The sequence below is a fragment of the uncultured Sunxiuqinia sp. genome (assembly GCF_963974515.1).
Classification (GTDB): domain Bacteria; phylum Bacteroidota; class Bacteroidia; order Bacteroidales; family Prolixibacteraceae; genus Sunxiuqinia.
Genome location: NZ_CAXBDD010000012.1, coordinates 1 through 25605, shown reverse-complemented (window position 1 = coordinate 25605; position 25605 = coordinate 1). Strand labels below are relative to the sequence as shown.

Genomic DNA, 25605 nt, shown 5'->3' with positions numbered 1-25605 from the left:
ATGAGTTTCAACTATAAAAAGATTACCATAAAAGTCGGTAGTAACGTTCTAACTAAGTCTGATGGGACATTGAATGTTGCCCGAATGGAGCATTTGGTTGACCAGATTGCCAGCTTGTATAAGCGGGGGGTTGAAGTGATTCTGGTATCGTCGGGAGCAGTTGCTGCCGGACGAAGCGAGGTGAAACTGACAAAAAAGCTGGACACGGTATCATCGCGTCAGTTGTGGTCAGCGATTGGTCAGGTCAAGATGATCAATCAATATGCCGGGTTTTTCAACAAACACGGTATTACCTGTGCCCAGGTGTTGACTACCAAAGATAATTTCGGTGAGCGCAATCATTACCTGAACATGAAGAATTGCTTCACCACTTTGCTCGAAAATGGCGTGGTGCCGATTGTGAATGAGAACGACACCATTTCGGTGAGCGAGCTGATGTTTACTGACAACGATGAGCTGTCAGGTCTGATTGCTTCCATGCAAAATTCGGATGCGCTGATCATCCTCAGTAATATTGACGGGATTTATGATGGCGACCCTAATTTGCCGGCGTCAAAAATTATTGAGGAGATTCAGCTTAAAGATCGCGACTGGATGGACAAGATTTTGCCACAAAAGTCGGGTTTTGGGCGGGGAGGCATGTTGACTAAAAGCTCCATCGCGCGAAAAGTAGCGAAGGAGGGTATCGCGGTTCATATTGCCAATGGGTTGCGCGATGAAGTGTTGACCGATATTTTGAGTAAAGAACGCGAAGTGAAGCACACTTACTTTAAAGCTGAAAAGCGAAAGTCGTCCAACGTGAAAAAGTGGATTGCTTACTCGCACAGTTTTGCTAAAGGTGAGTTGATCATTAACCAAGGAGCCCGGGAAGCGCTTTTTTCAACCAAGGCTACCAGTTTGTTGCCTATTGGTGTGATTGAGGTGAAAGGGCTGTTTAAGCGCGGGGACATTGTAAAAATTATTGATGAAAAAGGCCGGCTGGTGGGATGGGGGAAATCGCAATATTCGGCTGAAAAAGTAAAAGCTGAAGGTGAATCATCCAAACAAAAACCAGTGGTGCATTACGATTATTTATATTTAAGTGAAGATTAAAGATTGAAAAATAGTGACTCAGGATAATTATTTATACCCTTTTCTTTAACAACCCCCTTTTTGTTGACTTCAATAGTCACAATATTCTGAGTTTGTCCCCTTCCTCCCCCAGGGAAGGGGACTTTTAATAAATTAACAGGAAAAGTCATGGATGTAAAAAAGCAATTGGAATTGACATTGAAAGCCAGCAGGAGTCTAGCCTTGCTGAGTGAAGATAAGATCAACGAGATTTTGATTGATCTTGCCGATGCAGCTCTGGAGTACACCGAAGACGTATTGGTTGAAAACCAAAAGGATTTGAGTCGGATGGACCCGCAAGATCCCAAGTTTGATCGTTTGAAGCTGACTTCCGAACGGATTGAGGGAATTGCAGCGGATATCCGGAATGTCGCTTCTCTGCCATCACCTTTGGGACGGGTTTTGAGCGAAACCATCCGACCCAATGGGATGAAAATCAAAAAGATATCCGTGGCTTTTGGAGTGATTGGGATTATTTACGAAGCCCGTCCCAATGTCACGTTCGATGTGTTCTCTTTGTGCCTGAAATCGGGGAATGCATGTGTTTTGAAAGGCGGAAGCGATGCGATTGATTCAAACACGGCGATTGTTAAAGTCATTCATTCGGTATTGGAAAAGCACAGTGTTGACCACAATATTTTGACACTTTTGCCGGCCGATCGTGCTGCAACGGCTGAAATTCTGAATGCTCGCGGCTATGTTGATCTGCTTATCCCACGCGGATCACAGGGATTGATTGATTATGTGCGGGAAAATGCAAGCATTCCGGTAATTGAAACCGGAGCGGGAATTTGCCATACGTATTTTGATGAGTTTGGCGATGCCGACAAGGGGCAGGCGATTGTTGAAAACGCCAAAACCCGGCGGCCCAGTGTTTGTAATGCCTTGGACTGTCTGGTGCTCCACGAAAGCCGTTTGGCCGATTTACCGCAGCTCTGTGCGGATTTGGCAAAAAGTGAGGTGGTGATTTATGCGGATGAAAAAGCGTACGCTGCTCTTGATGGATATTACCCCTCAGCATTGTTGGAGAAAGCTACAGAAGAATCTTTTGGAACCGAATTTTTAGGCTATCGCATGTCGGTTAAAACAGTTCCTACTTTTGTCGACGCGTTGGATCACATTGCCGCTTATAGTTCAAAGCACAGCGAAGCAATCATTTCGGAAAGCGAGGAGCGGCTGGATTTGTTCCGGAAGATGGTGGATGCTTCATCGGTTTACTGCAATGTTTCAACGGCATTTACCGATGGCGCACAGTTTGGGTTGGGGGCCGAGATTGGGATCTCGACACAAAAACTACATGCCCGCGGACCGATGGCTTTGGAAGAACTTACCAGCTACAAATACCTGATTGACGGGGATGGGCAAGTGAGGCCCTAAATAGGCTGGCGTAAAGCAAATCATTCTGAATCTGTTTCAGAATCCACAAGCAGGAAGCGGTTACACAGAAAGATCCTGAAACAAGTTCAGGAAGACGGGGCTCATTTGTAGAACCCATTACTCGGAATTTGGAATTTAAAACTTGGAATTTATTCAAATTATGAAACATTTTGCATCAGTACACGACCTGGATAATTTAGATGAAGCCTTGAAATTGGCTTTGGCACTAAAGAAGGATCCGTATCAATTTCAGACCTTGGGAAAAAACAAAACTTTGTTGTTGGTTTTCTTCAACTCGAGCCTGCGAACGCGGCTAAGTACCCAGAAAGCAGGCATTAACCTGGGAATGAATGTGATTGTCTTCGATATTAATGAAGGCGGCTGGAAGCTCGAAACTGAGCTGGGTGTGGTGATGGATGGCGATAAGCCGGAACACATTCGCGAAGCAGTGCCGGTGATTGGCAAGTATTGCGACATCATTGGGGTGCGTTCCTTTGCCAAGTTCGAAAACCGCGAAGACGATTACCAGGAAAAAATTATTCAGCAGTTTATAGACTATGCCGGTGTACCAGTGGTGAGCATGGAAGCCGCCACCAGGCATCCCCTGCAGTCGTTTGCTGATCACCTGACTATTGAAGAGCACAAAACAAAGGCTCGACCAAAAGTTGTGATGACCTGGGCGCCACATCCACGCGCTTTGCCACAGGCTGTGCCCAATTCGTTTGTCGAGTGGATGCGCCAAACCGATTACGAGTTGGTCGTCACGCATCCGAAAGGTTACGAACTGGCCCCCGAATTTATGGGCGACCTGAAACCCGAATACGACCAGATGAAGGCGTTTGAAGAAGCTGATTTCATTTACGCAAAGAGCTGGGCATCATACAGCGATTATGGCCAGGTCCTGTCGAAAGATCGTAGCTGGACCGTATCTGACCGGCAAATGGCTGTTACCAATAATGCTAAATTCATGCATTGTCTGCCGGTGCGGCGAAACATGATTGTAAGTGATTCCGTCATCGACGGACCAAATTCCATCGTGGTACCTGAAGCTGAGAACCGCCTGTTCTCGGCACAAGCGGTGCTGAAGATGATGTTGGATCAGATCAAGTAACAATCCTTCTGTAGAGCGTCATTCTGAACTTGCTTCAGTATCTGTTGCTTGTTCGAAGAGATCCCGTAACAAGTTCAGGATGACAAAATCAAACGCGATACTATGAAAATGCAAAAACTCACCTTGGTAAAAGTTGGCGGAAAAGTCGTTGAGGAAAACGATTCACTTCAGCATGTATTGAACCGGTTTTCTCAATTGGAAGGACTAAAGGTATTGGTGCATGGGGGAGGGCGCTCGGCAACTGCTATGGCAGAACGGCTCGGGATTGAAACCAAAATACTGGATGGCCGCCGTATTACCGATCTGGCCATGCTCGAAGTGGTGACCATGGTGTATGGCGGCTTGGTCAACAAAAACATTGTGGCACAATTACAGGCCAGCGGTATCAACGCCATTGGCCTTACCGGTGCCGATCTGAACTACATGCAGGCGGTAAAACGCCCGGTAAAGGATATTGATTATGGTTTCGTGGGTGATGTGGTTGCGGTGCATGTCGATGAGCTGAAGCTTCTGGTTGAAAAGAATGTTGTGCCTGTGTTGGCTCCGCTAACCCACGATAAAAATGGTCAGCTTCTGAATACCAATGCTGATACCATTGCCGCAGAAGCCGCTATTGGGTTTAGCCGGTATTTTGAAGTGGAGCTAGTGTATTGTTTCGAAAAGCCCGGAGTGCTCCAAAATGCCGATGATGACAACTCGGTCATCCAGTCACTGAATCACTCCGGATTTAAGGCTTTGCAGGCATCGGGCGCCATTCACACGGGGATGATCCCCAAATTGGATAACAGCTTCAATGCTATCAGTAAAGGCGTGCGCCAGGTTCGGATTACGAATATCGACGGACTGCAAAATGGGGGAACGATTTTGGTCGGAAACTGAACCTGTTATTTGTTTAATTCATCACCTTCTGCACCAGGGCAATCAGAATATAGCTGACAATAAACAATGGCAGGGCGTAAAGTTGCAGGGTGGCAACCAGCACGACGCAGATGGCCACAAAGATGTAGCGGGTCTGGTTTCCTTGCCATTTCAGGCCTTTGAACTTCATCGAAAACATGGGCAATTCTGAAATCATCAAGGCTGAAAGCAACGCCACCGCTGTTAATAGGTTGAAGCGGTTCAGGATAATGTTACTAACGACCGGATTGGTACCCAATTCAAGAATTAATCCCAGCGAGGCGTAAAAGATCGCGTTGGCCGGAATGGGTAATCCCAAGAAACTTTCCGTTTGACGGGTATCGAGGTTAAATTTTGCCAGGCGAAATGCCCCGGCAATGGGAACCAGAAGCACCGAAAACAGAAAAACCCACTGCATGAAGGTGGCTTCGATCTCGAAAATGGGTTGGTTCTTGCCAAAAAGAGCCAGCTCGAGCATGGTAAAGAGCATGGCTGCCGGAGCCAGTCCAAATGATACCAAGTCGGCCAGTGAGTCCATTTGTTTGCCAATGTCAGAATAGCTTCGAAGTAAACGGGCTGCCAGTCCGTCGAGAAAATCGAACACAGAAGCAGCCAAAATAAACACTGCTGCCCATCCTAATTGGCCTTCAATACCAAAAAAAACGGCCAAACTACCTGCCGCCAGATTGAGGGAGGTGATGAAGTTTGGTACCCAGAAAAATAGTTCGCTGACTCGTCTCATTTAGCTTAGTTTTCCGATGATGGTTTGTGATCCGGTTACCTTTTCACCCAGTTCTATTTGGATATCGGTATCTAAAGGGAGGTATAAATCCACCCGGCTGCCGAAGCGGATGAAGCCCATTTCCATGTCTTGTGTAACTTGTTGGCCAATATGTAGAAAATTCAAAATTCGTCGCGCCATGGCGCCTGCCACCTGGTTGGCCATAATTTCGCGGCCATCTTTCAGTTGAATGGCCACACAGGTGCGTTCGTTTTCATCGGCCGACTTGTCTTTAAAAGCAGCGTAAAACCTTCCTTCTCGATGTTCGAGAAAGCTTATTTTTCCCGCAACCGGAACCCAGTTGATGTGCACATTCAGTGGCGACATAAAGATGGAAACCTTTTTGCAAACGGCATTCAAGTAGTCGGTCTCGGTGGCTTCTTCAATCAGGCAAATGGTGCCATCGGCGGGTGCAATAATATTTTTGTCACTGATGTTGACTTTTCGTTGGGGATAACGGAAAAACTGCAGGACCAGAATCAACAGGATGATTGAAACGACCGAAATAACCGACCCGATTACAGCGCAGGAAAGGAGCAACCAACCAACCAGGTTCAATAATACCACGATCAGGATCGTGTTTCGTATAATCGATTTTCCCGCAGGATGAAATTTTATCATGTCAAATAGCTATATAATAATCTTAATTTCAATGTTTTGTATCCAAGCTCCGGCTTCCGTAGCGGTAGTCGGCTGTAGGATTTTCGAGGGCAAAAGTACGGAAATTAATTGTAGTCGCGTAAAACGGACCGTTTTTACTAGCCGAATTTCTTGACTTGTATGAGCTGCCTGTTCCTGTGGACACGCTATATCGGTCAGTTTTTCAGATAAATAGCTTAGAGTAGAGGACGACCGATGGAATGGCAAAAAACAGGCTGTCAAAGCGATCGAGTATTCCTCCATGTCCGGGAAGGAAGTTACTGCTGTCTTTTAGATTGAATTGCCGCTTAAACAGCGATTCCGTCAAATCACCAAAAGTGGCCGATACAACGGTGATTAATGCAAGAATAATCCAATGATATAAGGCAATGGATGGCATAAAGAAGTGTGCAATGGCCCATGCGGCGACAACTGCTGACAGCGCTCCTCCGATGGCTCCTTCCCACGATTTTTTGGGTGAAATTCGCTCAAAGAGCCGATTCTTTCCAAAGGTCATTCCGAACAGGTAAGCACCTGAGTCGTAAGTCCAAATTAAGGCGAATAAAGCGAATAAAAGGGATGGATTATATTCGTGATCAGCTGTGAATACCATCAGGCTGATCATGCTAAGCGGTAAAGCGATGTAGATGAGCCCCAAAATTCCGGCTGCCATATTCTCAAAAGGGAACTTTTTCTTGCGATACAATTCAGTAATGAAGACCAGCAGAAAAATGGGAATCAAGCAGTAATAGCTTATTTGCGGCAGCACACCTGATCCAACCAGGAAAAAGGTGATAAAAAAGAGCACAGCAATTGCGCAAGCCAACCACTTGTTTGGCGAAATCTCAGCATTGTTAAAGAAGTTGAAAAATTCGCGTAGCCCTATAACCATGATGAACAGAAAAAGGACACCAAAGGTATATTTCCCGGTTAAAAGACTACCGATGATAACCCCTATGAAAGCTATTCCGGTAAGCGTTCTGACAAAAAGGTTTTTCAATTCTTGAGCTTTTTGAGGATTCTTTCAGCGTCATGCTGATCTTTTTTGTTTACGTAAAGCTCAATGAGACCAATCGAAGGGATGACCGAATCATGCTGATTCAGGGTGAAAGACTCGATTTTATTTTCATCCAGTAATTCTTTGGCAATTTGTACCTGGTAGTCTTGATCGGAGGAATAGACAATGACTAGATCTTTTTCCATGGTTTGGCTTTAAAATGGTTCGTCAGCCAAAAGTACAAATAATTTTTTTGGTCCGTGCATTCCCATCACCAATGTTTTTTCGATATCTGCCGTCCGGCTAGGCCCGGTAATAGTGGTAATCATAGTTGGAAGCTCTTCCGGATATTTCTCTTCCATCCCTGCAAGGGCATCATCCAGATAGTCGACAAGCTGGGCGTTATGAGCGATAACCACATGGATTTCAGGGAAAACGTTAAGCCGCCGACCCGAAAGTGATGCAGAGCTAACCAAGATTGATCCGAGGTGAGCTACCAGAAATTCGCAGGTCGTGATGCCAACATCAATATGTTGTAAATCATCCATTGATGCTGTAAACGCCAGCTTCCCCTGCAGAACTTTTTGTAGCTGAGGATGCAGGCAGATCATGTTGCCTAGCTTTTCGGAGTCGGCTAACTTTTGCAGCTCAGTAATGGCCTCGTTTAAATTTTTCACCCGAATAACCTGGCCTCCAATTAACTCCAGGTTGGTTTTGAAACTTTCGGCAATTTCGCTGTCGAAAGGGAGATAAATTGCCGATTCAAAATCGGGAGAGGGCATTGTTTGCCCACCCCTTTTGCTTTGAGCTTCTGTTAATCGGTTGAGTATTTTTTCCCGGGATGAATTCATAGAAAACTGTCTTAGGCTGAAGTAGCTGGGTTCGCTTCTTCTGCAGGTTTGGGATCGATCACTGTTTGTTTTTCAGCAGTCAGTTCTTCCCGGATCCACGGACGCTTTCCGAAGATTTCTTCCAGGTCTTCACCGAAAATGACTTCTTTTTCGAGCAGTCGCTCGGCCAGTTTTTTGTGGCCTTCGCTGTTTTCCTTCAATACCTGAAGTGCCCGCTTGTATTGAGAGTCGATCAATTCTTTGGCTTCTGAATCAATCAATTCTGCCGTTTTTTCACTGTAGGGCTTGGTGAATCCATAATCATTTTGGCCAGTTGAATCGTAAAAACTGACATTTCCAACTTTTGGGCTCATCCCAAAGATACTGATCATGGCATAGGCCTGCTTGGTAATTTTCTCCAAGTCGTTTTGGGCTCCCGATGAAATGGTTTTAAAGATGATTTCTTCTGCTGCGCGGCCACCCAAAGCCGAGCACATTTCATCCAGCAGTTGTTCTTTAGTGGTCAACGAGCGTTCTTCGGGAAGGTACCAGGCTGCACCTAGCGCTTTTCCTCGCGGAACAATGGTCACTTTCACCAAAGGATGCGCATGTTCAAGTAGCCAGCTAATGGTGGCATGTCCAGCTTCGTGATAAGCAATACGCCGTTTTTCATCTTTCGAAATAATCTTGTTTTTCTTTTCCAGCCCACCGATAATCCGGTCCACAGCATCCAGAAAATCCTGCCGGCCCACTTCATCTTTTTCTTTACGGGCAGCAATCAGTGCAGCTTCGTTACAAACGTTGGCTATATCTGCACCCGAGAAACCAGGTGTTTGTTTGGCCAGAAAACTGCCATCAATGTCATTTGCAAGTTTAATCGGGCGCAGATGAACCTGAAAAATCTCACGACGTTCATTCAGGTCGGGCAGTTCCACATGAATCTGCCGGTCGAAACGTCCGGCGCGCATCAAGGCACGGTCGAGCATATCGGCACGGTTGGTTGCTGCCAGTATGATGACCCCGGAGTTGGTGTCGAAACCATCCATCTCTGTTAACAACTGGTTCAGCGTATTTTCACGTTCGTCGTTCGATCCCATGTTGGGGTTCCGGCCACGGGCACGTCCAATGGCATCAATTTCGTCTATGAAGACAATACAAGGGGCTTTCTCCTTGGCTTGCTTAAACAGGTCGCGTACACGTGATGCTCCAACTCCAACAAACATCTCCACAAAGTCGGAACCCGACATGGAGAAGAACGGAACATTGGCTTCACCTGCAACCGCTTTGGCCAACAGGGTTTTACCGGTTCCGGGAGGACCTACGAGCAGGGCGCCTTTCGGAATTTTACCTCCCAGTTTAGTGTACTTGGCGGGGCTTTTCAGGAAGGACACCACTTCTTCAACTTCCTGTTTGGCTTCAGCCAGACCTGCAACATCTTTAAAAGAGGTGCTTACCCGCGAGTCTTTGTCGAATACTTTGGCTTGCGATTTTCCAACATTGAAAATATTTCCGCCTCCGCCGCCTCCGCCTGCACCTTTGCTCATACGGCGGAAAATCCACCACCAAATAGCAATGATAATCAGAAACGGAAGCACCCAGCTGAGGATTTCACTGAAATAGTTATGTACGGTACTGTATTCAACAGGGACTTTATCCGACTCACTAAAATTAGCTTGTGCCTCTTGGAGGTTGTCTTCGAAGGTTTCGACCGAACCGATGGTGTATACGAAGTGCGGACCAAATTTAGAGGGAGCTCCAAAACCTGTATTTAGTTTGTCGGCATAATCATCATAACTGTCTTCTTTCAGATAGATTTGCGCTTCTTCACGATTGATAACGACGATTCGTTCAATATCGCGTTTGGCCAGCATTTCATTTTTTACTTCATTCCAGGTCGTCTTAACCGGGCCTCCGCCAAAGCTAAAATATTGGATTGCAAGGAATAGGACAATCACAATTCCATAAATCCAGTAAGGATTAAATTTTGGGGGTTTCCCTCCTGTCCCAAAATTTCCCAAGTTTGGCTTTTGTTTATTTTTGTTATTATTTTCTGCCATTTCGTCTAATTTTCTGTTTGTATTTTTTCGATGGCTGCATCAGCCCAAAGATTTTCTAAATCGTAAAATTTGCGGGATTCATGTTGAAAGACGTGTACCATGATATCAGCGTAATCAAGAAGCACCCAAATTGAGTTTTCGTATCCATCTTTATGCCAGGCTGTTTCGCCAACCATTTCTTCAACTGTCTTTTCAACCGAGTGAGCAATCGCATCAACCTGGGTGGTCGAATTACCGTGGCAAATAATGAAATAATTACATTCTGAATGATTAATTTTTGTTAAGTCTATTTTTACAATGTCCATTCCTTTTATCCTGTGAATCCCCTCCAGAATGGCATCAATCAGCTGGTCACTATTTTTTTCTGTTGGTGTTTTATGCATAGATTTATTTTAGAACTACAAAGATAAATTTTTTCGCTTATTTTGATGGTTTTTTGTTCTTATCGTTCAATTGTTTGTTCTAGCTGTTTCGGGTTTAACCACCGTTGAATTTTAAAGCAGTTTTTGCTTTTGCTCATACTTTAAATCTGATCTTGTTTTCACCCGCTAATAAGCTGAAAAAAGCATGCATACAATAACACGGTACGATCATTATTGTTTTTTATCGGCTAATATGTGCTGAATTAGTTAGGATAAATATAAACACTTGAAAATTAAAAAAGTAGTTTTATTGTCAGGTTTAAAATAATAATCAAATCATGTGTCAAAATATTGGTCATACTATCGTCAAAATTGAACGTACTGCAAGTACCAATAACTATGCCACCAGCCAAGTGCGTGAAAATGAAATAGAAGCTGGAACTGTCTTTTTGGCATACGATCAAACAGCAGGTCGTGGGCAGTTGGCTAACCGATGGGAGAGTGAGGCCGAAAAGAATCTCACTTTTTCTATTTTCCTGCAGCCTGTATTTCTCGATATCCGCAAGCAGTTTATGCTGTCGAAGGCGGTTTGTCTCGGGCTGGAGGGCTTTTTAAGTCAGTGTGTTGAAGGTGTGAAAATTAAGTGGCCCAACGATATTTATGTGGGCGACCGGAAAATCTGCGGAATTCTGATTGAGAATGCCATAATGAATGGGCGGATTAGCCAGTCGATTCTTGGTATTGGCTTGAATATCAATCAAACTCTGTTTTTCTCTGATGCCCCTAATCCGGTTTCCCTAAAAATGCTGACCGGTAATGATTACGCATTGGACGATCTGCTGACGGATTTGTTACGACAGATTGATCGCTACTATCAGGAGTTGGTTGCTGAGAACTTCGAACAGTTGGATCTCGAATTTCAGCAAAAGTTGTATCGCCTTGAAGAATGGCATCCGTTTCAGGATGAAAAACACCATTATACCGGGAAAATCGTTGGGGTGAATGAAATCGGGCAGCTAAAAATTGAAGAACGCGATGGCCCGGTTCACGCGTATCATTTTAAAGAGGTGGCTTATTTGTAAATGCAGGTTTAGCATTCATTTCTTATCTTTAAAATCCTAAACAAACGAAAATGATGAAAGCACTTGTCCTGGAAAGATACAATCGGTTTGAATTTAAAGAAGTTGAGAAGCCTGAAATTGAGCCCGATGAGGTTTTAGTGAAGGTTGAGGCTGTAGGCATTTGTGGCAGTGATGTGCATGGCATGGACGGAAGCACGGGCCGACGCCAGCCACCACTGATTATGGGGCACGAAGCATCGGGTGAAATTACAGCCATTGGAAGCGCTGTCCGTAATTGGAATCTTGGCGATCGTGTGACCTTTGATTCGACCATTTACCGACTCGACGACTGGTACACCCGCCATGGATGGTACAACTTAAGCGATAAGCGGGTGGTGCTTGGTGTTTCATGCGATGATTACCGGCGCCATGGCGCGTTTGCTGAGTATGTTGCTGTGCCGCAGCACATTTTGTACCGATTGCCTGAAAAAGTAAGCTTTACGCAAGCCGCGATGGTTGAGCCCGTGGCTGTAGCTTTGCATGCGCTGTCGCTTGGTAAACCTCAAGTAAATGACTCGGTGGTGGTGGTTGGTGCCGGAATGATTGGGTTATTCGTTATTCAACTTCTGAAAGTGGCCGGATGTGGCCAAATCATTGCCGTCGATTTGGATGAAGATAAATTGGTGCTGGCTGCCAAGCTGGGAGCGACGCACTGTTTCATCAGCCAAGTGCCCGGCCTGAATCAGGAAATTCTGGAACTGACCAATGGCCGCGGTGCGGATCAGGCCTACGAAGCGGTTGGAATATCCGAAACCGTTCAGCTGGCCATTGCCAATGTTCGTAAAGGGGGAACCGTGACCCTGTTGGGCAATCTGTCGCCGCAAATTGAATTCCCGCTTCAGTCGGTGGTTACCCGTCAAATCAAGGTCCAGGGAAGTTGCGCCATTTGTGGCGAATACCCAGCTGTGCTTGATTTGATCGCTGCCGGAAAGATTGATGTCGATACTTTGGTGAGCGCTGAAGCTGCCTTGTCCGAAGGCGCTGACTGGTTTAACCGGCTCTACAGCAAGGAAAAGGGTTTGGTTAAAATCATTCTGAAACCGTCACAAAAATGAAAAAAATACGAACAGCTATAGTTGGACCAGGCAAAGTGGCCCATTTGCATGCCCATGGGCTGGTTGAGTCTCCGAACTCGGAATTTGTTGCGGTATGCGGCCGAACACGTTTCAAAGCAGAAGCGTTTGCCAGCCAATACGGCGTGAAAGCCTACGATGATTTGGAGCAGATGATTATGCAGGAAAAAGTAGGGGCCTTGTTGGTTTGCACGCCGCATCCCTATCATCACGAGTCGGTGGTGAAGGCCGCCCGGCTAGGGGTTCATTGTCTGATTGAGAAGCCGATGGCCAGTACCCTGCAAGATTGCGATGCCATGTTGGAAGCCGCAAAGGAGAATAAGGTCATACTTGGGGTAATCAGTCAGCGCCGGTTTTACAAACCGGTTCAGCGGATGCGGAAGGCCATAGATGATGGCAAAATAGGACAACCATTCTTGGGTCATATCATCCTATTAGGATGGCGCGACGAAGCTTACTATAGCAGCGACCCCTGGCGAGGCCGGTGGGAAACGGAAGGTGGAGGGGTTTTGGTCAACCAGGCGCCGCATCAACTGGATCTTTTTCAGTGGCTGATGGGTGATGTTGAGCAGGTTTATGCCGTTACCCGCAACATGAACCATCCCTATATTGAGGTGGAAGATACGGCCGTGGCCGTGGTTCAGTTTAAACGCGGTGGGGTTGGAAATATCATTTTAAGCAATTCGCAGCAGCCGGGCATTTATGGCAAAATTCATATTCACGGACGAAGCGGTGCTTCGGTGGGGGCGCAAACCGAAGGCGGCGCCATGTTTATTGCCGGACAGTCGTCGGTACTGGAGCCGCCGGTCAACGATATCTGGACGGTGCCGGGCGAGGAGGCCTTCCTTAAACAATGGCGGAAAGAAGACAGCGAATTTTTTAATACCATTGATGCCGCAGTTTATTATATTGGCTTGCAGATTGACGATTTCCTAAAAGCTTTGTGCGAAGGTCGTCAGCCGCTGGTTACGGGTGAAGAAGGGCGCAAAACAGTGGAGCTTTTTACAGCGATTTATCGCTCCAACCGGGACAACGCACCGGTCCGGTTTCCGCTGAAACCTGAAACGGGAGGTGATATGGATGGTCGCTTAATCCGTTAAAGTCGGCTATAAAAACAACTTACGAACAAAACAAACCGAAAAAACATGAATGAAATCTTACTCCTTGTTGGAATAGCCTTTGCCATTCTCCTCTTATTGTTTTTGGTGTTGAAGCTGAAAATCCACGCTTTTATTTCTTTGTTGATTGTGAGTATTGTCGTTGGGATTGTTACTGGAATGGATTTTTCCGGAATCATCAAAAGCATGCAGGATGGCATGGGGAATACCCTGGGCTTTGTAGCTACGGTGGTTGGACTGGGCGCAATTTTCGGACAGATGCTCGAAGCATCGGGTGGAGCAGAGTCGATCGCTAAATATTTGTTGAAACATTTTGGAGAGAAGCGGGCTTCCTGGGCTTTGGTGTTAACGGGTTTTATTGTTGCCATCCCGGTTTTTCTGGATGTTGGTTTCATTATTCTGATTCCCATTATTTACGAGCTGACCAAACATTCCAAGCGCTCCATCCTCTACTATGCCATTCCTTTGCTGGCAGGACTGGCTGTGACGCATGCCTTTATACCACCAACTCCCGGACCGGTGGCTGTAGCCGAGATCCTGGATGTTCAGTTGGGATGGATTATCATCATGGGCTTTATTGTTGGGCTTCCGACAGCGATTATCGCCGGGCCAATCTTCGGTAAATACATCAGTAAGAAAATTCATATCGCAGCGCCCGATTATTTTGCAGAAAAAGAGCCCGGGCCTGAGCAGGAGGGACTCCCATCGTTCCGGACAATCATTTTAATTATTGCGTTGCCTTTACTGCTGATTGTTTTCAATTCAGTTGCGGAAGTTCTGTATGATAAAGGGATTCTACAAAACGAAGTCATTTATCAAACCATTGGTTTGTTGGGGCATCCCTTCACTGCGCTGATTATTTCCACCTTGCTGGCCATGTACGTGCTGGGAATCCGGAGGGGTTTCAACAAAGAGCAAATCATGAAACTGTCGAATAAGGCGCTCGGACCTGCCGGACTGATTATTTTGGTCACTGGTGCGGGTGGCGTGTTTAAGCAGATCTTGATTGATAGTGGCGTTGGCGGGATGTTGGCTGAACGACTCGCTGAGTCAGCCATGCCGCCCATTGTGCTGGCCTACCTGATCGCTGTTGTTGTGCGTGTAATTCAAGGTTCGGCGACTGTTTCAATGATTACAGCGGCTGGCATTATGGCTCCGCTGCTTACGATCTTCGACCTGACTCAAATTGATAAAGCACTGATTGTGCTGGCTATCGCTGCCGGATCAACCATTTTGTCTCATGTGAATGACAGTGGCTTCTGGCTGGTTGGAAAATACCTGGGTATGAATGAAAAGGAAACACTGCGATCGTGGACCGTCATGGAAACCATTATTTCTGTCGTTGGTTTTACCTTTGTTTTGTTACTCAGTTACGTGGTTTAATGGTGCCCGGATGCCATAAAAAGCGAAAGGGTTTGGTTCGGCAAAACCTTTCGCTTTTTATAGACCACCTGATCGTAACAAGCACTAAAAATCAATTTGGTATTCCAGTGTCAGGATGTTTGTTCGACGATCCTGGTTCGGATAAGCGTGCAACAGGTAACTAACAGAGATATCATGCACCTTGTCTATTTTATAAGCCACTTCGGCTATGTACCTGATCTTATTGATTTCCCTGTCCTGAAGCTGGTGGAAGAATTCAACCCCAATTGAAGGTTTGAATCTTGAATTTTGAATGTCATAATCTGATTTCAGGCGATAGCGCATTGTAGCATCGTTAAAACCTTCGTTGTCATCTAATTCGTCGTAATTGGAGTAGCGGGTGCGCAATTGCAGGCCAAGCCGTTTGACATCGTGCTTTCCGACAAGGTCGAAAGCTATTCTGTGAAAATATTCGGTGGATTTGTTGGTGCGCTCGTTTATCAGATAACGGTAATTTCCTGCGATATCAAGAAAATTGAATAGCTCATACTCCACTCCTGCCTGTATGAAATATTCGTCCACCTCAAATTGTTCAGCAAACCGGACTTGTGGCGCCACAAAGGCGCTTAGTCGATCAGTGATATCTTTTTTAATTTCAAATGAGGTCCAGATATTCCACTCTGTTTCCGCTTCCTCTTGTGCCAGGGCGCGGAATGGTCCGGCGATGATGATTCCAGTACATGCGATCGCAAAAATCAGTCTAAACAAGTTTTTTCGCAGCATGTTTATTTCTTTATTTGATAACGGGAATTTTCAATCGGATCAAAAAAGATGGTGATGTTTGCCACATCGCGCAGAAAATCAATTCGCCTGATTTCGTAGCGCTTAATTTCAATCCCGGTTCGCTGGCGCAGGTCGGCAATCAAATCTTCCTCTTTCATGCGGTGGATATTTTCAATTCGTTCGTACCTGATCTCCAATTCATACTCCTGACGCAGCATTAAAATTCGCTCAAGCAAATAAAGTCCGCCAACGAGGATGGCATTGGTTATCACCAGTTCCGAATAACTTACTTTTTTATTGGCTAGCGCATTTATGACTGAAATGCCAATCACCACAAACAGATAAGTCATTTCCTTGATTGGAATTGGGTCGGTTCGGTAGCGGATGATGCCGAAAATGGCAAAGAGTCCAAGGGCAAAGCCCAGCTCAAGTTTCACACTTTCGAGCAGGAAACAGAGCAGGAATACCGTTATTCCTACCGCAAAATAGCTAAAAAAGAAGTCTTTTCGTTTGCTGTTTCGGGCGTAGAGGTAACGAATGATGAGTGTGAGCACAAGTCCGTTGAATAAAAATCGAACCAATAGCTCAATAAAGTCTTCAACATTGATGAGTTTGATGTCGAGGAAGCGGATCGACTCAAGCCAGTCAACGATTGGCGATGCTAATAGTACGGATGATAACATAGTTAGTCTGTTAGTTTGTTAAGTAGTCTTATTTTAGCCTTAAAGGCATTGCTTTTCAAATCCTCTTCGCCCAAGGCTCGCCCAATGCAGTACTTGCTGAAACCAATCGGGCTAATTTTGCTTTCACTTAAATAGTGATTCAAGGCGGACGATTGACCATGGCGATCCTGTTTGATTTCAATAATTGCAAGGCTATCCAGCAGAGTTGTTTGGTGTTTGCTCTTGAACTGAAGGCCGATGTCAATGGTGCAACGTTCGGTTAACTTTTTGTCTGTTAGTGTAATGCGTCTAAACTGGTTCATGGACTTTGAGTGCAAATCGTCTGGATCAATGGGTGAATTCTGAAGCACGAATTCTTTTTCTCGCACATTCAAAATTGTTTGACCTTCGTCACTTTTGATCCGATGCTTAAACGTTTTTCGTTTGTTGTTTTTGAATTTGATTTCAAAAAAACTGGTATGAGTGTCCAGGTAGGTTCTTTTGCGAACTTTGTAGCGGTTGAGTTTTCCGTTGTGGTGACTTGTATAAAGGCTATCGTCTTTTGTGTCGAAATAATGAGTTTGGTAGCGGAGAATTCGTTCCTTGTTGATTTCCAGAACGTAATACTGCCGTTCGATAGCCAAAAAGATCTCGGCAAGTTGCTTTAGAGGGACAAGAAATTTTTGGTCCATGCGTTCCATCAGTTTGACTCGGTCTAAGCTATCAAGGTCGATCGCTCGAAAACGCGACACTAATTCCATATTCATTTGCTATCTACTTAAGATTGATCAGCGAGTCTTGTCAAGACAAGGCCGTACAAAATAAGCAGATATAAGCAGATAAAAAAACAGCTGCCGCATTTTTGGCAAAACGGATCCTGACAATGGTATTTTCGGTATCCCGTCGCTGCCCTCCAGATAAAGATGGATCAAAATTAGCTTTACTCAATTGAGTATGATTCTGCTTAGGGCGCTCAGCTTTTCTAAATTGGTGAAGCGAGCTTCAGTTTTAGTATTGGCCGGGTTGACAGGATCTTTCATAAAAGCCCGAATGAGGTTTGTTAACTCATTGATTTCTTCGTCAGAGAGCAGTAATTTGATGGAAGAATTCGTGAAGGGAACAAGGATTTGCCGGCGCGAATTGTTACTCAAAACTTCATTTTCGAAATGATTTGCGCGCACGGTATTTAGAAAATTTAGCAGTTCTTTTAGTTTCGTTTCTGAATGGAAGTCCATGGCAAGGTTGCCAAATTCGAGATGAATTTTCCGACACGAGCTGCATATAAATAATCGGCCGTTTTCACTAAGCTTTTTCATGTTGTCCATCTTTTTTTCATTTTCTACAAAGATGACACAAAAGTGAAAGTTGATCAATCCCAAGATGTTGGGGGTTCGTTAAATTAATTCTTCGGGGTTGATATCCTGAATGTCAAGCAGATTGTTCATGATGGCATAAACCGTTAAGCCAGATATGGATTTAATCCCCAGCTTTTCAGTGATGTTTTTTCGGTGTGAAATAACGGTGTGGATGCTGATGAATAGTTTGTCGGCTATTTCCTTGTTGGCCAGACCGAGCGAAATGAGTTTGATGACATCTTTTTCGCGGCTCGTCAATTCACCGTTGTCCTGCATCGCATTTTTATTCTTATTGCCCGACTGCCTGATTACCTGAATAAGTTTCTGAATCTGGAGAGGTGATGAATAGTGATTCAATTGATAATCGAAGATTTTTTCGAATTGTTCGTCCGACGTTTCTGCATAAAAACCTACCAGGTACACGTCATTATTCTTTTTCAGCAGGTCAATGGCTTTCAGATTCAAGTCGGCTTGAGCTTCCAGAATTAGAATCATGGTGCTGTTGGAAATCCCCAAGAATGAACTCAAATCCTTAGCCGAGTTGAGTTGGGTAATTTCCATTTTGAAGTACTCCTGCAAAATCAGCGACAATCCTTTTCGGATGATTTCGGAGCGATGCACAATGAAGACGTTTTCTTTCATTTTCTTAGTTTCTTTTCAAACTCAATGACTTTGGTAATTAAAATGTGGTCTTCAATTCGTGCGTGATCATTCAAATCGTTTTCAAACTGAAGCAGTGCCGTCAGAAATTCGTTCATCGCATTGTCTTCATAGTTTGGGCTTAAATGGCGGATAATCAGGTTTTCCAGGTCGCTTAGCTTAACTTCGACGTTGGTGTGTTCATTTTCAATGACTTCGATGAATGATCCTTCAGCACTCAGTGTTTTGTTTTCGTACAAGTTGATGATGTAGGGAAAAACCTTTTCGTCTTCAAGTTTCAGGTGAAGTAGCAACTCGGTTTTGTATTTTTGATAAAAGGTGTTGATCATTTTCAGGCTCGAGCAATTTTCCGGACAGCTTTCCATTACCTGGTTGAGCAGCCTTTCAATTTTCGGAAGCACATAGTTGATGTAATACTGGTGTGTGTTTTTCAGGTAATCAATCAGTAGCACAGGAGAAAAAGATAAAAACTCCGCTTCCGGAAAATAGCTTTCATCAGTGTAAGTGTTCACGATAGCCAGAAAGAAGCCGGTATCGATACTTTTCTCCTGGCAAACTTCGGCAATGGTTTTTTCCTTGAAACCCAGCCGAATGCCAAAGCGATTAATCACCGGCAACAGGTTGTAGTTTCTGGTAATCAGGGAGGACATTTTATCTTCTCTTCTGAATAATTCCATGGTATTGAATTTTACGTCTAATAAGTGTAAACAGCTTTCGGCTCGTTTAGATCAATTGGCATCAAAAATAAATTGAATTCAATCCCTCCGTCCTTCAGAGGCCTTATTCCTGCCGGTAGGGCAATCTGGTCAGCATATCAGCGAGTTGGTTGATTCCTTCCTCCAATTTGTTGCCCGCCATCATTTTGATCATCATGCCCATTTCAGCATGCAGGGTCAGTTTCATTTTTGTTTGGTTTGCGTTGACAGGCATTAATTGAATCCAAAACGTGAATTCGACCGGCAGGCTTCCCGAGCTCTGCAGTTTGATGGTTTTAAACGGCTCACGATCGATGATCCGAATTTCGGATTGTCCCATTCCACCTACACTGAAGCGGCAGGAATCCTGATCTGACTCAAAGTTGGTAATATTTATTTGAGGAACCTTCTGACTGACTTTCTGCAGCAAGCCATCGTTGATGTATTGCGAGAGGTGCTCAAAGTTCGAAAGATGGTTGAATACAATTTCCTCGTTGTGATCAATGAATTTAATCTCGCTGGTGTATTTACTTAATCCCATAATTTGTCCGTTCAAAAAAAATCCCCGGAATGATGTCCGGGGAGTAATTTATTGTGTGTCTTATTTTTTTACTTATTTGCCCCAGTTTGCCGGATCCTGGCGCCACTGGTTCAGTGACTCAACCTGTGATTCTTTCACCTCGCCCGATTCCAAAGCTACTTCAATTAACGTTTTGTAGCGGCTTAAAGTTGTGAGTTCGATGCCAGCTTCTTCAAAGTTTTCTTTGGCAACGGGAAAGTTATAAGTGAAAATAGCCATCATTCCCAGTACGTCGCCTCCAAAGTTTGAAATAGCTTCAGCCGCTTTCAGACTGCTTACACCGGTTGATACCAGATCTTCAATGATCACTACTTTTTGTCCGGCTTTGAGGTCGCCTTCAATCAGGTTTTCCAGCCCATGGTCTTTGGGTTTCGAACGAACATAGATGAATGGCAGCCCTAGTTCTTGTGCTACTAACATGCCGTGGGCGATCGCTCCCATTGCAACTCCCGCGATGACTTCTGCTTCAGGGTATTTGTCGCGAATCAGCTTAACAAATTGATCCCGGATGAATGTTCGTTCTTCTGGATAGGATAAAATTTTTCTGTTGTCGCAGTAAATTGGAGCTTTCCAGCCTGATGCCCAGGTAAATGGGTTTGATGGTTGGATTTTTATTGTGTTTATTTGTACGAGTTTTTTCGTAACCTCAACATGAATATCTTGCATAATCTTAAATGTTTAAACTGAATTTCACGACAAATGTACAAAGTTTTTTTCAATGACCATCAGCTGCTTTGGGGACCTGAAATCAACAATTCATTTAATGATAACATTGAGCAAGTTGTTGACATTGAGTGTTTTGATGGATTTATTAATCTTCTTTCGAAATTGGATAAGGAGAAACATGTTGTAAAGCTGATAATTATCAGTAAACAGCAGCCCGATTTGATGGCTTGGCTTAAAGATAAGTTAACACACATCGCGGCTGCCGGTGGTTTGGTCATCAATGAACACGGACAGCTTCTATTTATTAAACGCTTGGGACGCTGGGATCTTCCCAAAGGGGGAATAGAGGGGGGAGAAACTCCAGAAGTAGCCGCTATTCGCGAAGTGGCGGAGGAGTGCGGAATTTCGCAGCTGGCCATTAAACGTCAGCTGCCTTCTACATTTCATCTGTATCGGTCGCCTTATATCCGGCACGGAAATAATTGGGTACTCAAGGAAACCAGCTGGTTTGAACTAAGTTGTGCCGGTTCTGACCAGTTGGTGCCACAAGCTGAGGAGCAAATTGAGGAAGTGCGGTGGGTTTCGAAAGAGGAGCTACCTGAGGTTTATAGCCAAACTTACGGTAATTTAAAGGACTTGCTTGATGCTTATTTAGATTGATCGCGCAGTTCGTTGATCCGGCTTTGCTTGAGAAGGTTGAGAAAATGCTGTTCAAAACCATCGAGTGGGTTGGGAGCCGGCGACAAAACCAGACGTCCGCTTTTATCAATTAAATAAGCCCGTGGAAAGTTGCTCACCTGGTAGGTGTCGGCTGCCTTGTCATCTACAATATAAAAGGTTCCCGGCCAGTTTTGTTGAAGGATGAGTTCTTTTTTTTCGGCTTCTTCAGGTAAAATCAGGTTCACGATCTGCAGTTCATTGGAGAGTTGGCTGACCGAATCTTTCAGATGGTCCAGGTGCTGCCGGCATATTGGGTTCGACACCCGAGTGAAATTCAAATAGACATATTTCCCTGTAAAATTGTTGAGCTGGTGTGTTTTCCCCGAAAAGTCTGTTAGGACAATGTTGGGTGCTTCGCTGCCTTGTTGCAGGTAAGTCAACTTTGATTTTAGCCGGGCGGCAATGGCTTTGTTCTCCTTTTCCCATTGGCTTGCAGTAATTTTGTCGAGCATTCGGATCAGGCTTCCCGGCGAAAACTGGCCCTGGTAGTAGGCATCGTGAATGGATTGCAAAATGACCAATCGGCTGAGCGAACTGTTCCAGTTGTTTTTTGTGTTCAAATAGGTTTCCAGGCCGTTCAAATTAGCTTGCGTCACCAGGCGTTTAAAATCGGCACTGTGAATTTTGCTCGCTTCAAAGTCAAAATAATTGGTAAAAAGCTGCTGAAACAACTGTTTGCAGGGTGAAATTGATAGATCTGGTTCCTGCTCAATAAAATAGCGCTGGACAAATTCATCGGGTTGCCCTTGATGCAAAGCAAATTTGGCAAAGGCGGAGCGGTAAAACTTGTAGCGTTCAAAATACGAATTATTGGTTTTTGGAAATTTTTGTTTTAGGTTGCTTTTTAACGAATCCACTGCAGCCTTGGAATGTTGGTGGTAAATAAGGTTGAAATAGCGGCTTTCTTCCTTTACATAGGCGAACTCAAACTGCTCGATTTGCCGGTTTAATTCCTGTGGATGGCTGTTTTTTAAGGCCAAGGATATTTCGTCGACTTCGAAAAATGGGTTGCGCCTCTGACTCGCCGAAACCGGTTTCAGTGGAGGAAAGATCAACTCGTAATGTTCGCCGGGCACCAGGAAAAGAGAGGCCTGGTAAGCATCAAATTCCGTAAAGGCCCATGTTGTTTTATTGATTGAAAATGTGGCGCTGAATTCCCCATCTGGCTGAATCTTGAACGAAGTGAGTAGGTTTTTTTCTTCGGAAATTCCGTCGATAAAGCAGTAAAAATCAATTTGGTAACCGCTGTATTTAGGTGCTTTCCCTGTTAGTGTAACTGTTTTTTGCGCCTGTGCAAACAAGGAACAGCTGAGGGTGAAAATTAGAAAAAGAAGGAGGTCTCTAAGCTTCATCTTTCTTAAATTCAGCCATATTCAGTTTGTCGGGTAAAAACATGCTGGCATCGCCGCCATGCAAAATAATATCGCGCACAATGGATGAGTTAACCGGTGTGTGCTCAGGTTTGGTAAGCAGGAAAACAGTCTCAAGCTCGGGATGCATTTTTTTATTCACTTGCGCGATGGCTCGTTCGTATTCGAAGTCGGCCGAAGTGCGCAATCCCCTCAAAATATACTTGGCTTCTACAAGTTTGCAAAAATCAACGGTTAACCCTTGGTGTGTTCTTACTTCAACCTTGGGCTCGTCATCAAACACTTGGTTGATCCATTTCATTCGTTTCTCCAGTGCAAAAAAAGATTGTTTATTGGTGTTGAACCCGATCATGATAATCACTTTGTCGAACAATGGCAGCGCCCTGCGGACAATACTCTCATGACCAATAGTGAATGGATCAAACGATCCGGGAAATATTGCGACACGTTTCATAGTTGGCGTGTTTTGTATTTTACCGTCCAAATATAGCGGATATTCTTTGGAATTATTCGATATTCTGGCCCATATTGGCAAACCAGCGATAAAAAGTCGCACCGGTTGTGCGCTCGGCTACCGGTTTACATCCCCCGTGGCTGTCAATGATCATGACCGGGCATTTCAACTTCATTGAATGGGCAATCCCAAATATCTTTTTGTGCCGTATCGAGAAATGTAAGCATGGCATTGAGAGGTGTAAACGGTGCAATTAGATATATAAGTGTCTCACTTATACGAGTAAGTGTCATGTAGAGGGATACGGTTCACGCATGGCCAAGGGAGGTGCCGACGTTTGGTTATTCAGGAGCAAGACCCTGTTGTGTCTGCTGATCCGGCTCGCTTGGTTTCCGTCCCGAAGTGGAAGTACCCGTTTCGAATGGCCTTGTCCTTTTTTGGATTTCGGTAGCTTTGAGGTTTCAGCTTTTTATTCCACCACAAAATTATTGAACAAGTCACACTGTCCACTTTTTCGGATGAGCACATGGCTGCCGGCAGGCCTGATCAGCACATCATCTACGCCTATGAATTTCCCCTGGATGGTGAGTTGGTAGCGGGCGTTGGGTTCCACCTCGAAAAGGGTGGATATTTGGACCCACTGCTGATAGACGTTGTGGGTTTGCCGGTTGTTCAGTTTGGTTTCTGACAGCTGGTTGCCGTCTTCGTCCCAGGCTGTTAAAACCGGTTGGGGCATGTCGTAGTGGCGGGTGTCGAAAGCCAGCCAAAAGGAGAGTTGTGCTGTTCCGCGTGGCAGGGGAAGTTTTTGGTTGAAGATTTCCAATTCACCTCGTCGCTTAAAAAGCGCTCCTTCTCCGGTAAACGTGTTTTTATTTGGGCAAGCCTCAAAGTCGTCGTAGTAAATGAATGTGGTGATCGTATCAGTGTTGATGGCTGTCGCATCACCGACAGACTGTTCGCTAAAATGTGTCACCTCGCTTAACCAGTTTTGGTGGCTGTCGACGAAAACAGACAAAGGAAGCACACTCATGGTGATGTATTGGTCTTCCCAAAAAACTTGTGCCCGGCGTTGCAGCCATTGTTCTTCTTCGTTGAGCTCCTGCTTGGTGCGAATAAGCAGCAAAGGCTGGTCGTTCATGTCGTTGAGCCGCGTTTTGCTGATGGCCGGATCAGCCAGCAGCTGAATGCTGCTTAAAGCCTGGCTAAACGACAGACGGGGCGAAAAACTTTGCACCAGCGGAAGGCCGGTGTGATGCGAACATTTCATGGCTTCGCCCAATGCAGTCATGCCATTTTCAAACAGTAACTTGTCGCCGCAGGTGCTGGCAAAGGGCAGCGACAGAATTGCCTGAAATTGCCGGAAATCAACTTGCGCTCCGCTGAACCGCTTCAGGAATTCCTCATCGTTTGAAGTCAACTTGTCATTTTCATTGAACAAGCCCCGTGTCGCTCGTTCAACATTATATTTTGAAGCCATTCCCCACGAAACAAAAACAGCGACTAACAGTAACCCGGCTGATATCTGCTGGTTTTTCGCCTTAAACCTTTCAAACAATTGGTAAAAAAGAAAGGCAGAGTACACGGTGAAAATATAGTAGAAAATCCACGCAAAGCGGCCCAGGGCGCGAAACTGTCTGATGGGCGGCAGGAATTCTATTAAAAAGCCAAATCCCCATTTGAAAGGAAAGCACATGCTGAAAAGCAGCACCAGTGCTCCGGCAAGCAGGTAGGTCCGAAATGCCTGATAATGAAAAAATAAAGACCAGTCGGGTTGGCGTCCGCGAATCCATGCGATGGGGGCAAGCAGCGCGAGGCCAATGGCTACCAGTGTTGCCGGCAGCCCGACAAACGCGCGGCCTTCCCATTGAAAACTCAGGTTGACGTGGTCTGAAATCAGCTGTTTGAGCGGAAATTCCGAAGGCAGAAAAATACTAAACACGTTGGCATGATAAACGTAAAAGCCATACGGATTGTCAGGCCGGTCGTGCACCCAGTCGGTCGCACTCACCAATCCCCTGATCAGAACGAGCGGAAGAACAGCCAGCACAAGCAAACGGACAACCGGTCTGATCTGTTGCCTGAATTGCTTTCGGTCGAGCCATAAATCGGCCGAAGCCACAGCCACTAGAAAGATGCCATAGAACGCTGCAAAATAGGCGCTGATCAAGCCGCCAAAGGTTCCAGAAAACACCAGTAAGCTCCCCCATAAAATCGTTTTTTCTCCTTCGCGAAAGCGAATGAGCAAATACCAAAACAGCGGAATGAAGAACCAGTACACCATTTCGAAATGTCCGTGAATGCGGTCGAACTGCGGAGTCAGAAAACCAATGACCAAAGCCGACAGAAAGGCATACCAGGCGGGTAGTTTGAACCGTCTTAAAATCAGAAATAACAGGGGCATGCCCAATAAAAAGGAGAAAATCATCGTCAGGTTCAGAATGCCCACGCCGTAATTGGCAATCGGGTGAATGTGCTTGTCCACCAGCTTAAGCAGCGACACATACACCGGATGCGAATTGATGTATTGCAGATGGTCTCCATAAGGGTAGTTGATGCCGTCGTGCCTGATGCCTGAGTCGTATTTCAGGTAATACGAAAAGTTGAAATAGCTTTTCAGCGGATCAACCGATTTCGAAAACAGAATGCTGTTGGGTTGCTGCAAAACAGGCTGAAAAAGCAAAAACAGTAAAGTTGCTGTTACAGTCGTTAATAAAACGATGAAGAGCACATGAGCATGGTTCTGTTTCATGCGAGCTTAGGAATTCATTACGATGCAACGAATTTACAATCGTTTTGGAAAAATCAAGGAAAAAATTGGGTATTTA

The 25605-nt window shown here is 45.1% G+C and carries 27 protein-coding genes; 9 read left to right on the top strand and 18 right to left on the bottom strand.

The annotated features are described in order from the left end of the window. The 4 genes from proB to argB all read left to right on the top strand — a co-directional run bounded on the left by proB (window position 1) and on the right by argB (window position 4477). The gene (proB, locus tag AAC033_RS05235; RefSeq protein ID WP_339736140.1) at window positions 1-1092 is read left to right on the top strand and encodes a glutamate 5-kinase; all 1092 of its coding nucleotides are present in this window, start codon (window positions 1-3) and stop codon (window positions 1090-1092) included. A gap of 147 nt (window positions 1093-1239) precedes the next feature. Then, entirely contained in the window at window positions 1240-2487 is a 1248-nt protein-coding gene (locus AAC033_RS05230; protein WP_339736138.1) for a glutamate-5-semialdehyde dehydrogenase, read from the top strand. Between the two features lie 160 nt (window positions 2488-2647). Next, window positions 2648-3598, top strand: coding sequence for an N-acetylornithine carbamoyltransferase (locus AAC033_RS05225; protein WP_339736136.1), 951 nt, complete (start codon window positions 2648-2650; stop codon window positions 3596-3598). Window positions 3599-3700: 102 nt separating this feature from the next. Next, the gene (gene argB, locus AAC033_RS05220; protein WP_339736134.1) at window positions 3701-4477 is read left to right on the top strand and encodes an acetylglutamate kinase; all 777 of its coding nucleotides are present in this window, start codon (window positions 3701-3703) and stop codon (window positions 4475-4477) included. Window positions 4478-4490: 13 nt separating this feature from the next. Here argB and AAC033_RS05215 read toward each other — a convergent pair whose 3' ends face one another. The 7 genes from AAC033_RS05215 to rsfS all read right to left on the bottom strand — a co-directional run bounded on the left by AAC033_RS05215 (window position 4491) and on the right by rsfS (window position 10182). Beyond that, on the bottom strand, window positions 4491-5237 hold the full coding sequence (locus tag AAC033_RS05215) for a CDP-alcohol phosphatidyltransferase family protein (protein ID WP_339736132.1): 747 nt from the start codon (window positions 5235-5237) through the stop codon (window positions 4491-4493). Beyond that, window positions 5238-5897, bottom strand: coding sequence for a phosphatidylserine decarboxylase family protein (locus AAC033_RS05210; protein WP_339736130.1), 660 nt, complete (start codon window positions 5895-5897; stop codon window positions 5238-5240). A gap of 202 nt (window positions 5898-6099) precedes the next feature. Next, complete coding sequence (locus AAC033_RS05205) at window positions 6100-6915, bottom strand: phosphatidate cytidylyltransferase (protein WP_339736128.1); 816 nt, start codon at window positions 6913-6915, stop codon at window positions 6100-6102. Then, window positions 6912-7118: a DUF2007 domain-containing protein gene (locus AAC033_RS05200; protein ID WP_339736126.1), complete on the bottom strand. Its 207-nt coding sequence runs from the start codon at window positions 7116-7118 to the stop codon at window positions 6912-6914. The genes AAC033_RS05205 and AAC033_RS05200 overlap by 4 nt, the downstream gene beginning before the upstream one ends. 9 nt (window positions 7119-7127) lie before the next feature. Further along, window positions 7128-7763: an LUD domain-containing protein gene (locus AAC033_RS05195; RefSeq protein ID WP_339736124.1), complete on the bottom strand. Its 636-nt coding sequence runs from the start codon at window positions 7761-7763 to the stop codon at window positions 7128-7130. Between the two features lie 11 nt (window positions 7764-7774). Next, the gene (gene ftsH / locus AAC033_RS05190) at window positions 7775-9799 is read right to left on the bottom strand and encodes an ATP-dependent zinc metalloprotease FtsH (RefSeq protein WP_339736120.1); all 2025 of its coding nucleotides are present in this window, start codon (window positions 9797-9799) and stop codon (window positions 7775-7777) included. Window positions 9800-9804: 5 nt separating this feature from the next. Continuing rightward, window positions 9805-10182 carry a ribosome silencing factor gene (rsfS, locus tag AAC033_RS05185; RefSeq protein WP_339736118.1) on the bottom strand — a complete coding sequence of 126 codons (378 nt, stop codon included), beginning with the start codon at window positions 10180-10182 and terminating at the stop codon, window positions 9805-9807. A gap of 317 nt (window positions 10183-10499) precedes the next feature. Between rsfS and AAC033_RS05180 the strand changes: the two genes are divergently transcribed. The 4 genes from AAC033_RS05180 to AAC033_RS05165 are packed head-to-tail and all read left to right on the top strand — an operon-like array spanning window position 10500 to window position 14856. After that, entirely contained in the window at window positions 10500-11243 is a 744-nt protein-coding gene (locus tag AAC033_RS05180; RefSeq protein WP_339736116.1) for a biotin--[acetyl-CoA-carboxylase] ligase, read from the top strand. 50 nt (window positions 11244-11293) lie between these two features. Next, window positions 11294-12337 carry a galactitol-1-phosphate 5-dehydrogenase gene (locus AAC033_RS05175; RefSeq protein WP_339736114.1) on the top strand — a complete coding sequence of 348 codons (1044 nt, stop codon included), beginning with the start codon at window positions 11294-11296 and terminating at the stop codon, window positions 12335-12337. Then, window positions 12334-13455, top strand: coding sequence for a Gfo/Idh/MocA family oxidoreductase (locus AAC033_RS05170; protein ID WP_339736112.1), 1122 nt, complete (start codon window positions 12334-12336; stop codon window positions 13453-13455). The genes AAC033_RS05175 and AAC033_RS05170 overlap by 4 nt, the downstream gene beginning before the upstream one ends. Window positions 13456-13500: 45 nt before the next feature. After that, a complete protein-coding gene (locus AAC033_RS05165; protein ID WP_339736110.1) occupies window positions 13501-14856 on the top strand; it encodes a gluconate:H+ symporter in 1356 nt (451 codons plus the stop codon). 84 nt (window positions 14857-14940) lie between these two features. Here AAC033_RS05165 and AAC033_RS05160 read toward each other — a convergent pair whose 3' ends face one another. From AAC033_RS05160 to pyrE, 8 genes are all read right to left on the bottom strand, one after another. Continuing rightward, a complete protein-coding gene (locus AAC033_RS05160) occupies window positions 14941-15618 on the bottom strand; it encodes a DUF2490 domain-containing protein (protein ID WP_339736108.1) in 678 nt (225 codons plus the stop codon). A 2-nt stretch (window positions 15619-15620) separates the two neighbouring features. Beyond that, complete coding sequence (locus AAC033_RS05155) at window positions 15621-16301, bottom strand: DUF4956 domain-containing protein (protein ID WP_339736106.1); 681 nt, start codon at window positions 16299-16301, stop codon at window positions 15621-15623. A 2-nt stretch (window positions 16302-16303) separates the two neighbouring features. After that, the gene (locus AAC033_RS05150) at window positions 16304-17047 is read right to left on the bottom strand and encodes a polyphosphate polymerase domain-containing protein (RefSeq protein ID WP_339736104.1); all 744 of its coding nucleotides are present in this window, start codon (window positions 17045-17047) and stop codon (window positions 16304-16306) included. 177 nt (window positions 17048-17224) lie between these two features. Then, complete coding sequence (locus AAC033_RS05145) at window positions 17225-17596, bottom strand: DUF6686 family protein (protein ID WP_339736102.1); 372 nt, start codon at window positions 17594-17596, stop codon at window positions 17225-17227. A gap of 78 nt (window positions 17597-17674) precedes the next feature. Then, a complete protein-coding gene (locus AAC033_RS05140; RefSeq protein WP_339736100.1) occupies window positions 17675-18277 on the bottom strand; it encodes a helix-turn-helix transcriptional regulator in 603 nt (200 codons plus the stop codon). Then, on the bottom strand, window positions 18274-18972 hold the full coding sequence (locus AAC033_RS05135; protein WP_339736098.1) for a hemerythrin domain-containing protein: 699 nt from the start codon (window positions 18970-18972) through the stop codon (window positions 18274-18276). Before AAC033_RS05135 ends, AAC033_RS05140 begins: the two co-directional genes overlap by 4 nt. A 103-nt stretch (window positions 18973-19075) precedes the next feature. After that, complete coding sequence (locus tag AAC033_RS05130) at window positions 19076-19531, bottom strand: hypothetical protein (RefSeq protein WP_339736096.1); 456 nt, start codon at window positions 19529-19531, stop codon at window positions 19076-19078. Between the two features lie 72 nt (window positions 19532-19603). Then, window positions 19604-20236, bottom strand: coding sequence for an orotate phosphoribosyltransferase (gene pyrE / locus AAC033_RS05125; RefSeq protein WP_339736094.1), 633 nt, complete (start codon window positions 20234-20236; stop codon window positions 19604-19606). Window positions 20237-20269: 33 nt separating this feature from the next. On the opposite strand from pyrE, the gene AAC033_RS05120 reads away from it, so the two are divergent. Next, window positions 20270-20896 carry an NUDIX domain-containing protein gene (locus AAC033_RS05120; RefSeq protein ID WP_339736092.1) on the top strand — a complete coding sequence of 209 codons (627 nt, stop codon included), beginning with the start codon at window positions 20270-20272 and terminating at the stop codon, window positions 20894-20896. On the opposite strand, the gene AAC033_RS05115 is transcribed toward AAC033_RS05120, so the two are convergent. The 3 genes from AAC033_RS05115 to AAC033_RS05105 all read right to left on the bottom strand — a co-directional run bounded on the left by AAC033_RS05115 (window position 20884) and on the right by AAC033_RS05105 (window position 25529). Beyond that, a complete protein-coding gene (locus tag AAC033_RS05115; protein WP_339736090.1) occupies window positions 20884-22308 on the bottom strand; it encodes a redoxin domain-containing protein in 1425 nt (474 codons plus the stop codon). The genes AAC033_RS05120 and AAC033_RS05115 overlap by 13 nt on opposite strands. Next, window positions 22298-22780: a pantetheine-phosphate adenylyltransferase gene (gene coaD, locus AAC033_RS05110; protein ID WP_339736088.1), complete on the bottom strand. Its 483-nt coding sequence runs from the start codon at window positions 22778-22780 to the stop codon at window positions 22298-22300. Before coaD ends, AAC033_RS05115 begins: the two co-directional genes overlap by 11 nt. Window positions 22781-23249: 469 nt before the next feature. Continuing rightward, a complete protein-coding gene (locus AAC033_RS05105; protein ID WP_339736086.1) occupies window positions 23250-25529 on the bottom strand; it encodes a hypothetical protein in 2280 nt (759 codons plus the stop codon). Window positions 25530-25605: the final 76 nt, after the last annotated feature.

What these genes read in the sequence shown, in the direction of transcription:
- proB (WP_339736140.1), top strand. Translation starts at nt 1, where the DNA reads ATGAGTTTCAACTATAAAAAGATTACCATAAAAGTCGGTAGTAACGTT.
- AAC033_RS05230 (WP_339736138.1), top strand. Translation starts at nt 1,240, where the DNA reads ATGGATGTAAAAAAGCAATTGGAATTGACATTGAAAGCCAGCAGGAGT.
- AAC033_RS05225 (WP_339736136.1), top strand. Translation starts at nt 2,648, where the DNA reads ATGAAACATTTTGCATCAGTACACGACCTGGATAATTTAGATGAAGCC.
- argB (WP_339736134.1), top strand. Translation starts at nt 3,701, where the DNA reads ATGAAAATGCAAAAACTCACCTTGGTAAAAGTTGGCGGAAAAGTCGTT.
- AAC033_RS05215 (WP_339736132.1), bottom strand. Translation starts at nt 5,237, where the DNA reads ATGAGACGAGTCAGCGAACTATTTTTCTGGGTACCAAACTTCATCACC.
- AAC033_RS05210 (WP_339736130.1), bottom strand. Translation starts at nt 5,897, where the DNA reads ATGATAAAATTTCATCCTGCGGGAAAATCGATTATACGAAACACGATC.
- AAC033_RS05200 (WP_339736126.1), bottom strand. Translation starts at nt 7,118, where the DNA reads ATGGAAAAAGATCTAGTCATTGTCTATTCCTCCGATCAAGACTACCAG.
- AAC033_RS05195 (WP_339736124.1), bottom strand. Translation starts at nt 7,763, where the DNA reads ATGAATTCATCCCGGGAAAAAATACTCAACCGATTAACAGAAGCTCAA.
- ftsH (WP_339736120.1), bottom strand. Translation starts at nt 9,799, where the DNA reads ATGGCAGAAAATAATAACAAAAATAAACAAAAGCCAAACTTGGGAAAT.
- rsfS (WP_339736118.1), bottom strand. Translation starts at nt 10,182, where the DNA reads ATGCATAAAACACCAACAGAAAAAAATAGTGACCAGCTGATTGATGCC.
- AAC033_RS05180 (WP_339736116.1), top strand. Translation starts at nt 10,500, where the DNA reads ATGTGTCAAAATATTGGTCATACTATCGTCAAAATTGAACGTACTGCA.
- AAC033_RS05175 (WP_339736114.1), top strand. Translation starts at nt 11,294, where the DNA reads ATGATGAAAGCACTTGTCCTGGAAAGATACAATCGGTTTGAATTTAAA.
- AAC033_RS05170 (WP_339736112.1), top strand. Translation starts at nt 12,334, where the DNA reads ATGAAAAAAATACGAACAGCTATAGTTGGACCAGGCAAAGTGGCCCAT.
- AAC033_RS05165 (WP_339736110.1), top strand. Translation starts at nt 13,501, where the DNA reads ATGAATGAAATCTTACTCCTTGTTGGAATAGCCTTTGCCATTCTCCTC.
- AAC033_RS05160 (WP_339736108.1), bottom strand. Translation starts at nt 15,618, where the DNA reads ATGCTGCGAAAAAACTTGTTTAGACTGATTTTTGCGATCGCATGTACT.
- AAC033_RS05155 (WP_339736106.1), bottom strand. Translation starts at nt 16,301, where the DNA reads ATGTTATCATCCGTACTATTAGCATCGCCAATCGTTGACTGGCTTGAG.
- AAC033_RS05150 (WP_339736104.1), bottom strand. Translation starts at nt 17,047, where the DNA reads ATGAATATGGAATTAGTGTCGCGTTTTCGAGCGATCGACCTTGATAGC.
- AAC033_RS05145 (WP_339736102.1), bottom strand. Translation starts at nt 17,596, where the DNA reads ATGAAAAAGCTTAGTGAAAACGGCCGATTATTTATATGCAGCTCGTGT.
- AAC033_RS05140 (WP_339736100.1), bottom strand. Translation starts at nt 18,277, where the DNA reads ATGAAAGAAAACGTCTTCATTGTGCATCGCTCCGAAATCATCCGAAAA.
- AAC033_RS05135 (WP_339736098.1), bottom strand. Translation starts at nt 18,972, where the DNA reads ATGGAATTATTCAGAAGAGAAGATAAAATGTCCTCCCTGATTACCAGA.
- AAC033_RS05130 (WP_339736096.1), bottom strand. Translation starts at nt 19,531, where the DNA reads ATGGGATTAAGTAAATACACCAGCGAGATTAAATTCATTGATCACAAC.
- pyrE (WP_339736094.1), bottom strand. Translation starts at nt 20,236, where the DNA reads ATGCAAGATATTCATGTTGAGGTTACGAAAAAACTCGTACAAATAAAC.
- AAC033_RS05120 (WP_339736092.1), top strand. Translation starts at nt 20,270, where the DNA reads ATGTACAAAGTTTTTTTCAATGACCATCAGCTGCTTTGGGGACCTGAA.
- AAC033_RS05115 (WP_339736090.1), bottom strand. Translation starts at nt 22,308, where the DNA reads ATGAAGCTTAGAGACCTCCTTCTTTTTCTAATTTTCACCCTCAGCTGT.
- coaD (WP_339736088.1), bottom strand. Translation starts at nt 22,780, where the DNA reads ATGAAACGTGTCGCAATATTTCCCGGATCGTTTGATCCATTCACTATT.
- AAC033_RS05105 (WP_339736086.1), bottom strand. Translation starts at nt 25,529, where the DNA reads ATGAAACAGAACCATGCTCATGTGCTCTTCATCGTTTTATTAACGACT.